Raw genomic sequence first — 9,364 nt, 5'->3', positions numbered from 1 at the left:
AGGTTGATGCCCTCGCCCTCGAACCGATTGAAAAGAGGGAGAAGTATCTTGGAAAGAGGGTGAAGCGTGGACTGTTCCAGTCTTCCGCTGGTGTTTTAATAAACGCTGATGTGAACGGTGCTTTGAACATTTTGAGAAAGGTAGCCGGCGATTCTCCCATTGGGGAGATAGCCGGTAGTGGCCGTGTGAACCGGCCTGTGAGGGTTAGGCTACCTTGGGGTGGCTTAACTCCTCACGAAGCCCCGTCCGTGAGGGCGGGGTAGTTCACGTGGGGCTCTTTGAGATGGGGGTGACGTTTTTATTATGGTATAAAGCAATTGAAAGTGATGTCTCCTTTGCGTCAAACTTAGCCTATCTTGTCCCCTTTTTGTCCCTCGTGTTTATCCATTTCCTGGTGGGAGAAGAAATAGCACCATCAACTATAGCTGGCTTAATCCTCATAGTTGGGGGAATAATAATAGGAAAGAAATAGAAGATCACTCCTCTCTGAACGCTCCGTATTTCTTGGGGTCATAGAATGGAGGAGCGACAGTTACTGCCTTCTTTTTGTCCCCTCTTATGTCGATTTCTATCTCCACTCCGGGCTTTGCGTATTCTGGCTTAACGAACGCTATACCTATGCCTATTCCAAGGAGCGGAGAAAGCGTTCCGCTTGTAACTTCCCCAATTTCTTTGCCCTCTGCATATACCTTGTAGCCCGCTCTTGGTATTCCCTTATCAACCATCTTGAAGTGCACCATCTTGCTTGGGAGTCCCCTCTCCTTCTGCTTGAGCAGTGCTTCTTTTCCTATAAACTCCTTATCCCAGAAGATTGCAAATTCAAGGTTTGCCTGTAGTGGAGTGACTTCATCTATGTCGGTGCTCAAGAGCTGGAGCTCTTTCGTTTCGTTGCCGTAGAGGGTGTACCCTGCCTCAAGCCTTAGGGTATCCCTAGCGCCAAGTCCAGCGGGCTTTATGCCGTACTTTTGCCCGGCCTCGAGAATCTTCTCCCATACGTATAGGGCTTTCTCCGGCTTTCCTCTCTTCTCCGGGTTTGGATGGTATGGGTTTGCGTCCTCAAAATAAACCTCAAAACCGTTCTCTCCAGTGTAACCGCTTCTTGAGAGGAGCATCTTGATTCCATCAAGCTCGACTTCCTTGGCCTGGAACCACCAGAGCTGGTTTATATCTATTCCAAAGAGATCCATAGCGAGATCCCTTGCTTTTGGTCCCTGAATCGAGAACATTGCCATATCATAGGTCTTGTTCTCTATCTCAAGGTCGAGCTTTGTGTACTGCTCAATTGCCCCTTTAATTGATGTGAACCATGCGTAGAGCTTTTCAAAAGCATCGCTGTCGCAGACCATCATATAAGTGTCATTTCCCATGTTGAAGACAAGGGTCTCATCTTTCACCGCTCCCCTTTCGTTGAGAACCAGGGTGTATGTTCCGCTTATCGCAGGGGGCCTGGAGATGTCGTTTGTAGTCACGTATTGAAGGAACTTGAGCGCATCCTTCCCTCTGAAGAATATTTCTCCCATGTGAGAGACATCAAAAATTCCAACTCCATTCCTAACGGCAAGGTGTTCCTCTTTTATGCTTGAGTACCAGATGGGCATTTCCCAGCCTGCGAACTCTTCAACTTTCTTTGCATGTTCTTTGTGCCAGTCGAAAATGTGTACCCTCTTCATAGTATCACCGCCATAAAGTAAAGCTTATCTCAAATATAATGTTTTCCTTCTTCTTAAAGGCTTAAATACCTCCATGACAATATATATTTAGGTGGTATCATGTTTGAAAAAATACTCTTTCCAACGGACTTTTCCGAAGTTTCTATACATGGCCTCAGAGAATGCATTCCCCAGCTTTTTGAACTCGGAGCCAAGAAGCTGTACCTGGTTCACGTAGTCGATATAACAGCCACGGATATAGGGGCAGTAGAACTCATGAGAATAGACGAAGAGGAGCTAAATAAGCTTGCCGAAGAAATGAGAAAAAAGGGAATTGATGTTGAGCCCATTGTAAAAATTGGGATACCCTCGCTTGAAATAGCTGAAATAGCCCAAGAAAAGAATGTTGATTTAATTGTTGTCCCATCTAAAGGTGAAAATATCCTAAGGCAAATGCTTCTCGGCAGTACCGCCTCAAACCTCGTTAGGGCAACTAAAAAACCGGTCTTAGTTGTAAAATACGAATGGGATGAGGAAGAAGAGAAAATTAAATGCCTCTCCAATTGTACGGAGATATTCAGGAGACCCCTAGTTGCACTGGACTTCTCTGGGTGCTCTGAAAAGGTTGTAAACGCTGCAAAGAAATTTGAAGAGCTCATTGAGGAGGTAACCCTTATCCATGTCGTGGACTACGGAAAGCCAGAGGAGCTCGAGAAGAACATTGAGAACGCAAAGACAAAGCTTGAGGAATTCGCAAAGACGTTTGAAGTCCCTGTAAAGACGGAGGTGCTTACAGGAATAGCTTCTCACTCCATACTGGGCACTGCTATAGCTAAAAACTGCTCGCTCATAGTCGTGGGTAAAAAGGGTAGGAGCGTTCTAAAAGACCTCCTGCTCGGAAGCACGGCAGAAAGGGTTGTTAGGGACTCAAAGCTCCCTGTCCTTTTAGTGCCGTGTGAATAACCTCAGACTGGAACGGCTTCCACATCAAATTCGGTAGCTACCCTGTTGCCATCATCGGTTATTCTTTCTTTTTCCCTTGAGTTTAAAAACTTTTCATTGCTTGCTCGAGCTTTCTTTCAGGAGTGTCGAGAGCAGCAGTTTTAGAGGTTTGTTCTTTACGAGTGCTAACGCTTCTTGGATTTCTTCAGGACTTACGGTATCCCTGGCAAGGTAAATGTAGAGGGCATATGCCATGGCCTTTGGATTGCCCTCATTGAGTTCTTCCGCAGCTCTTGCAAGCTCCCCCACGCTTATATATTCTGCCAGCTCTTTTAACTTGGCTTTGTCGTCTTTTTCGAGGGCCTCTTTCAGAGGTTTGTAAAAGCGATTTATGAGCAGACGTGCCATCCTTTCTCTTTTATTGAGGTAGTCCATCGGGGTTTCTTCTTCGGGTTTTCTGGAGGGGATTGCATAGTACACAGCGGGTAAGAGGATTAAAATAACCATCAAAAGAATATAGGGGGTTAGCGAGAACGGCAGCACCTCTGCATACTTATATTTGAGGTATAAGAGGAGCACCAGCCCTATAAAGCCCCAGAGCATGAAGAACAGTATATATATTTCGCCAGCGCTCTGCTGTCTTTCCAGGAGTTTATACTTGGAACTAGCCCCGATTTTGTCCAAAAACTCCAGCCTGCTTTCTATTAGCTCTATCTCAGCCTCAAGTCTTTTTATCCTTGTATCGATCTCTCTTAGGACTTCTTTCATAGCACTCCTTCCAGGATTTCTGATATTTTATCACTAACTACTTCCAAAATCTTTTCTCCCCTTTCTCTTGTTGCTCCTTGGGGATTATCATTGACTCCGTCCGGGAAAAGCTCAAACCCTATGTCTCTCCTTATTACTCTAACTGGAGAAATCTTCTTTTCTCCCTTTGCTTTCTCCATTTTGACGAGTTCTGGGGCTATTGCAAGCATTACTGAGGTCTCATCTTCTCCTGCGTGTCCTTGGGAGGAACATATTTCAAGTATTTCTTTTCTGAAGTCCATCCACCAGTTTATGAGGACAATCTCGACATCATAACTCTCTGCAACGTCTTCACTTGCCTCTACAAGTGGATAGACGTTTCCACCATGCCCATTTAATAGGATTATCTTTTTAAAGCCCTCCTCTGCGAATTCACTCAGCACATCCCTAACGTATCTCCTCAAGCTGTCTGCTTTCACGTTTATGGTTCCCGGATAAACGTTCAGCACAAAGCTGTGCCCATACCAGATTGGAGGCGCTACTAGAATCTCCATTCCTTTATCCTTCAGCTTTTTTTCAACTCTCCTTGCAATTTCAAGGGGGGCAAAGACATCAGTGCCTAAAGGTAAGTGCTTTCCATGAGCTTCGACACTGCCCACGGGGAGAAGAATAGCGGATGCTTTGGCTTTTGCCATTTCAAATTCTTCCCATGTCAGCCTCTCCATTCTCATGAATTTCCCCTCTGGATATTTGAGAGAATTTCCTCATAAATCTTTTCTATTTCCACAACGACCTTATCCCAGGAATACTTTTCCTCAACAGCCTTTCTTCCCTTGCTTCCATACTGCTTTCTTAGCTCTTCATCGTTCAAAAGCTTCTGGATTGCCTCTCTCAGCTCAAGTTCATTTCCTGGAGGTACAAGAAGGCCGGCTTCATTTTCTTTAACTACTTCGGGTATCCCACCGACGTCTGTAGCTACAACTGGTACTCCAGAAGCCATGGCTTCAAGGACAACTATGCCAAATGCTTCCGAAGATACTGATGGTAGTACAAATACATCTGCCATTCTAAAAACCTCTGGAAGGACGTCATCCGGCACATATCCCATAAATACAACCCTGTCTTCTATCCCCAAGAACTTGGCTTGGGCTTTTAGGAAAGGAAGCATTTCTCCGTTACCGACCATTACAAGAGTAGCATCTTCTATTTTGGAAAATGCATTCAAAAGCACATGAGGTCCTTTTCGGTAGCTCATTCTGCTTACATAAAGCACTATATTGCCCTCAAGTCCGAACTTGGCTTTTATCTCTTCCCTATTCTTCGCAGGGAAGAAACGTTTATCATCAACTCCATTTGGCACTATTGAGATTGGAACTGAAGTAAAATGCTCTATAAAAGCCTTTGCAGCCTTGCTCACCGCTATTATTCGGTGGGGATACTTTAGATAGCTTGTGAAAAGAGGAATTGTGAATCCTAAGGCCTCCCAGAGCTTCGATTCATGGGCAAAAGAGATGCTGTGTGTTGTGAGCAGAGTGGCTTTTCCCATTGCCCTTCCGGCCTTAACTGCTTTTAAAGCGAGGGGGGTAAATGCGTGGTGAGAGTGAATTACATCAAAGTCCTTTAGAAATTCGTTGAGCTCTTCTGAGGACTTTAGCCCATACGTCAAGTTTACCTCCAAAATAGGGCTCACAATCCCGGGAATTTTTATAAGTTCTATTCCATGTTTCTCGAGCTCCTCTTCCTTTCCAGTGGTTCTGTTATTTGTGACTATCGCTACCTCGTGTCCTCTTTCTCTGAGCTTTATGGCCAAATTGTGCATATGGGATGCAACCCCTCCAATTTTGGGATAATACCAGTCACTGACCAATGCTACCTTCATGTTCACCACCTTCATCTAATGCTCCATAAAACAGAACTGCACCCAATATTGAGTATACGTACTGAAAGAGGAATTTATAAATAAAAGCCGTTACAGTAGCTTTTGTTGAGGTGCCGATTCCAAGAACAAGTCCAAACTCGTTTGCCCCAAATCCCGCTGGAATACCGCTAACCGAAGCAAAGAGCACGCTCATTAAAAACCCATATAAAGCCTGTTTCATTGAAATTTCCAAATTAAATGCCTTTCCAACTACGATGATTCCATAGACCTGAAGGAGAATTATCACCACAGAAAGCAAAAACGAGAGTAGAAAAATCGCCTTGTTTTCCTTTGCTCCGCTCCATCCCTTATGTATTCTCTCCAAATAACCCCTAAGGGTTGACACCAATCCTTTTAATCCAAAAATCTCCCAAAAACCCAATAAAGAATCAAGAGCTTTGTAAATGCCCTTTTCATAGATTAGGGCAACCAAGATAATGATTAATCCGAGGATTCCAATCTTCAAGAAGCCGATAAAAATGAGGGCAAATAAAAAGACCACTACCAGTTCTGTGCTCAGTCCAATTAGGAGAGAAGAGAGGGCTTTGAAGTAATCACCCCCAACGAGCTTGACTTTTGCAATATGCCCCACACTTGGTGGGAGAATTGTCATTAGATAATATCCACTTAAAAAGGCTCTTAGAGTTTTCCTGAAGCTCGTTTCCTGAACCTCTCTTAAGAACAGATACCACCTAAGAGAAGATAAGATAATGGTAAAAACAGAAAGCATAAAAGCCACAAGAAGGTACTCATGGGATGAAGTTTTTAGGGCTAATTCAAGCTCGATAAGGTTAATGCTCTTGTATAGATACGCAAGTGAAATTAAAAGTGCAATTAGAGCAAATATCCGTTTTTTGTTCATACTATACACCCAGCAATGCTTTCAAAGCATGAAAGAGTAGCAGAAAAACGACAACAACATCAAAGAGTCTATAACTCGCCCTAACTCCTACAATCGCTATCCCAAGGGCTCCAAAGGGGATGTTGAGAAGTGTTAAGAGGAGAGCTATTGAAAGACCCGAAAACGCCAATATAAGCTTCTCAGATAATTTCTTGCCAATGACAATTGGAGTAGTCTTTAAATTTGCTTTTAAATCGCTTTCATAGTCCTCAAGATGGTTTCTGAGCTCCATTGCGAATGAATACAGAAGAAGAGCTATCGCTATTGCAATTTCATACTTTGTTAAAATCCCATCGAAGTATGCACCATAAATGAAGGGCATTGCTCCGAAAAATATCCCGTGTGATACTACATCTACGATGGGCTTTGCTTTAAGTCTCGGCGGTGCTGAGTAAAAAGTAGCCAACAACAACATTAAAATGTAGATCATGAACTCTCTATAACTAAGGAAAAACGCAAATAACACTCCCAGAGCTGCAATTAGGGCTGAAGAGATAATACCCATCCTAAAGCTAAGTTCCCCACTTGCCACTGGGTTTTTGTTCCTCTTTTGGGGATTTTTTAAATCGGTGTCAACATCGAAACAATTGTTTATGGCAAATGCGTATGCAACATATAATATTAATGAAATTACAAGTATAATAGCACCTTTGAAATCGGGATTATGCCTAAAGTTCATTAACAAGCCGAGCAGGCCCATTCCTATGAACGATTTACCATCGACTATCCTGGTGTTTTTTATTACGGCCTTTAGCATACCATCACCACTCAACACCTTCCCAGAAAGGTTTATAAGTGTTTTCACTAAATTGTGAATACGTATGAAGAAAAACCTTCATAGTGATGGAAATGGAGGAGCTATTGAGAGCGTTCACAAAAACCCTTGAAAAATTCGAGCTTACAAGCTCGGAGATTAAAATATATTCCCTTCTCTTAAAGGAGCAGCTAACGCCAAGACAGATTGCAAAAAAGCTTGATTTATCCGAGAGAATTGTCAGGGAAAAGCTCAAGCACCTTCTTGAACTTGGACTGGTGGAGAGGGAGATGGTAAACAGAGGATGGCTCGGTTATATCTACAAAGCCAAAGCACCAAAAGAAGCCTTAAATTCCATTCTCTCCAAAATGGAAGAATTTATGGAAAATTTCCAAAAAGAAGCAAAAAAAGTACTCTAAAGTTCAGGCTTTGCCCTCAAGGAGCTCTCTAACGTACTTCGGCATCTGGAACAGAGTTTCGTGCCTTTCTGGATCATAGTACTGCAAGTTGAGGTCCTTAGCTCTATCTAAATCAATTTTTGTGAAATCTACGTCGCCCTTAACCCCAACTAGGAAGCTCCAGGGGGAGGCATAGCCTATCACGGGGAAGCTGAAGTAGTAAACCCTGTCAAAGACCTTCTTCATGTTTTTGTAGGCATCAAGCAGCTCGTCTGTGAAGAGGTAAACGCTTCCAGCTTGTGTAATATACAAACCTTTTTCTCCCAGAGCTTCGTACGCATTTCTATAGAACTCTTCACTGAACAGCAACTTTGCAGGGCCAACGGGGTCCGTTGAGTCTACGATTATGACGTCAAAGTGATCTTTGTGGCTCTTCATGTATTCGACGCCGTCTCCTATTATGAGCTCTGCCCTCGGCTCTTCTCCTTTGAGAGCTCTCTCTAGAAGCCCTCCATCAATTTTCAAATATTTCATTGAAATCTCAACGACTTTCTCGTCAATTTCCACCATAATTGCCTTTTCAACGGTCTTGTGCTCAAGCACTTCTCTTAAAGTTCCCCCGTCTCCTCCTCCTATGACAAGAACTTTTTTTGGATTTGGATGAGCGAGCATAACGGGGTGAACTAGTGGCTCGTGATAGCTTCTCTCGCCATGCTCAACGAGCTGAACAGTACCATCGATTACAAGGAGTTTTCCAAAACCCTCAGTCTCATAAAGCTCTATCTTTTGATATTCGCTCTCCGCTTCCGTTATTTTTGAAACAACTTTAAATCCCACACCATATCCTCTTGGATACCACTCAATGAATTCCATTATGCTCACCTCGGTTGAAAGCTTATTGGATGTCTTTTAAACTTTTTGCCTTTATGTTGCTGAATATTTGACAAAAAATTGGATTTAAGGGAGGTAATAAAAGAAAGGAGGTCACTCCTTAAAGAGAAGCCCTCTATCGAGCTTTACAACGGTTGGCCTCTTACATTTTAATTCTTTGATAATATACTCACTCGCTTTAAGGGGCATTGTGTGATCCCCACATGTGTAAACATCAACGGCAGCATAGCCATGCTCAGGCCATGTGTGAATTGCGATATGGCTCTCAGAAACGACAACCACACCAGAAACGCCCTGAGGAGAGAACTTGTGGAAGCGTTTATCAATAATAGTCGCATTCGCTACTTCAGCAGCCTTGGTAAGTATTTCTTCTATCTTCTCTATGTCGTCCAGTATTTGAGGATCGCATTCGTAGAGATCCAAAACAACGTGCATTCCTATTGGGGTTTCGACTACTTGAGCCATCGCCTTCACCTCCCTCCATCAACAACACCTCCCTTAACTTTCTCACTAAAGACAGTAGGATAAATTGAAAGGGTCAATAGGGCAGCATAACAACGGCTGCAACGGCAGCAGCGGGCTTGTCCTTAACAGTTACCTCAGCAACGGCGGCTTTGAATTCCTTAAGCTTCCAGCCTCTGACCCTAAAGCCTTCTTCAACCATTTTCTTTACCATTTTCTCGGCTTCTTCCTTGGTGCAGTAGCCGCTGTATTCATAAATAAGCCCACCACTGTTGTCCTCGCTGATTCCCACGCCAAGGGCAGCGCTGATTGTCGCTCCCGGTTCGTCGCTCTCTATGTGAGCGTAAACTGTTGGGAGAAGCATTCCTATTGGGATGTTCTTGGGAAGTTCGTCGATCCACTCGATGTGGGCGGGAATGACACTGCTGAGCTTCACTAAGTTAACGTTTCCGATCCCCATTTTGAGCAAGGCGTTGTCAAATGCGTTTAATTTTGTTCCTCCCTCAGCGCTTGCAGCGAGCAAAATGGCTTTTTTTGGAGTTGTCCAGCTCATATCTGTTTACCTCCCCTTTTTTCGTATATTTCAAGGTTAATCACGATTTTGAGCTTATTTAACCAGTAATTTTATTATCAATTGGGTTTTACATTTAGGTTTGCTTATAAACCTTTCGTCTTTGCTCAGAATAATTGTAAAAAGGAATA

The 9,364-nt window shown here is 43.4% G+C and carries 12 protein-coding genes and 1 pseudogene; 4 read left to right on the top strand and 9 right to left on the bottom strand.

The window, feature by feature from the left end; all coding sequences use genetic code 11:
- Together THEPK_RS05730 and THEPK_RS05725 are read left to right on the top strand one after the other, a co-directional pair.
- A pseudogene (locus tag THEPK_RS05730) lies at nt 1-263 on the top strand (hypothetical protein); the annotation flags it as partial.
- 5 nt (nt 264-268) lie between these two features.
- Nucleotides 269-472 (top strand): EamA family transporter, encoded by a 204-nt coding sequence (locus tag THEPK_RS05725; protein WP_042699413.1) that lies wholly within the window; start codon nt 269-271, stop codon nt 470-472.
- A gap of 4 nt (nt 473-476) precedes the next feature.
- Here THEPK_RS05725 and gcvT read toward each other — a convergent pair whose 3' ends face one another.
- The gene (gene gcvT, locus THEPK_RS05720; protein ID WP_042699411.1) at nt 477-1,670 is read right to left on the bottom strand and encodes a glycine cleavage system aminomethyltransferase GcvT; all 1,194 of its coding nucleotides are present in this window, start codon (nt 1,668-1,670) and stop codon (nt 477-479) included.
- 99 nt (nt 1,671-1,769) lie between these two features.
- Between gcvT and THEPK_RS05715 the strand changes: the two genes are divergently transcribed.
- Nucleotides 1,770-2,612 (top strand): universal stress protein, encoded by an 843-nt coding sequence (locus tag THEPK_RS05715; RefSeq protein WP_042699408.1) that lies wholly within the window; start codon nt 1,770-1,772, stop codon nt 2,610-2,612.
- A 93-nt stretch (nt 2,613-2,705) separates the two neighbouring features.
- Here the strand turns inward: THEPK_RS05715 and THEPK_RS05710 are convergent, their stop codons facing one another.
- Genes THEPK_RS05710 through THEPK_RS05690 form a run of 5 tightly spaced genes read right to left on the bottom strand, consistent with a single transcriptional unit; the run spans nt 2,706 to nt 6,914 of the window.
- The gene (locus THEPK_RS05710; protein ID WP_042699405.1) at nt 2,706-3,359 is read right to left on the bottom strand and encodes a hypothetical protein; all 654 of its coding nucleotides are present in this window, start codon (nt 3,357-3,359) and stop codon (nt 2,706-2,708) included.
- Nucleotides 3,356-4,069 (bottom strand): creatininase family protein, encoded by a 714-nt coding sequence (locus THEPK_RS05705; RefSeq protein ID WP_042699402.1) that lies wholly within the window; start codon nt 4,067-4,069, stop codon nt 3,356-3,358. Before THEPK_RS05705 ends, THEPK_RS05710 begins: the two co-directional genes overlap by 4 nt.
- Complete coding sequence (locus THEPK_RS05700; RefSeq protein WP_042699401.1) at nt 4,066-5,217, bottom strand: glycosyltransferase family 4 protein; 1,152 nt, start codon at nt 5,215-5,217, stop codon at nt 4,066-4,068. Before THEPK_RS05700 ends, THEPK_RS05705 begins: the two co-directional genes overlap by 4 nt.
- Nucleotides 5,195-6,118, bottom strand: a complete 924-nt coding sequence (locus THEPK_RS05695; RefSeq protein ID WP_004066194.1) for a lysylphosphatidylglycerol synthase transmembrane domain-containing protein — start codon at nt 6,116-6,118, stop codon at nt 5,195-5,197. Before THEPK_RS05695 ends, THEPK_RS05700 begins: the two co-directional genes overlap by 23 nt.
- Before the next feature lies 1 nt (nt 6,119).
- Nucleotides 6,120-6,914, bottom strand: coding sequence for a UbiA prenyltransferase family protein (locus tag THEPK_RS05690; RefSeq protein WP_004066195.1), 795 nt, complete (start codon nt 6,912-6,914; stop codon nt 6,120-6,122).
- Between the two features lie 86 nt (nt 6,915-7,000).
- On the opposite strand from THEPK_RS05690, the gene THEPK_RS05685 reads away from it, so the two are divergent.
- Nucleotides 7,001-7,330, top strand: a complete 330-nt coding sequence (locus tag THEPK_RS05685; RefSeq protein WP_232194566.1) for a helix-turn-helix domain-containing protein — start codon at nt 7,001-7,003, stop codon at nt 7,328-7,330.
- 3 nt (nt 7,331-7,333) lie between these two features.
- Here THEPK_RS05685 and speE read toward each other — a convergent pair whose 3' ends face one another.
- The 3 genes from speE to THEPK_RS05670 form a co-directional block, all read right to left on the bottom strand.
- Complete coding sequence (gene speE, locus THEPK_RS05680; protein ID WP_042699397.1) at nt 7,334-8,182, bottom strand: polyamine aminopropyltransferase; 849 nt, start codon at nt 8,180-8,182, stop codon at nt 7,334-7,336.
- Nucleotides 8,183-8,293: 111 nt separating this feature from the next.
- Nucleotides 8,294-8,665: an adenosylmethionine decarboxylase gene (speD, locus tag THEPK_RS05675; RefSeq protein WP_042699395.1), complete on the bottom strand. Its 372-nt coding sequence runs from the start codon at nt 8,663-8,665 to the stop codon at nt 8,294-8,296.
- Nucleotides 8,666-8,738: 73 nt separating this feature from the next.
- Nucleotides 8,739-9,215, bottom strand: a complete 477-nt coding sequence (locus tag THEPK_RS05670; RefSeq protein ID WP_042699391.1) for a pyruvoyl-dependent arginine decarboxylase — start codon at nt 9,213-9,215, stop codon at nt 8,739-8,741.
- Between the last annotated feature and the right edge of the window lie 149 nt (nt 9,216-9,364).

Origin of the sequence: Thermococcus sp. PK, from assembly GCF_000430485.1 — an archaeon.
GTDB classification, from domain to species: domain Archaea; phylum Methanobacteriota_B; class Thermococci; order Thermococcales; family Thermococcaceae; genus Thermococcus_A; species Thermococcus_A bergensis.
This window is presented reverse-complemented; position numbering and strand designations above follow the sequence as displayed.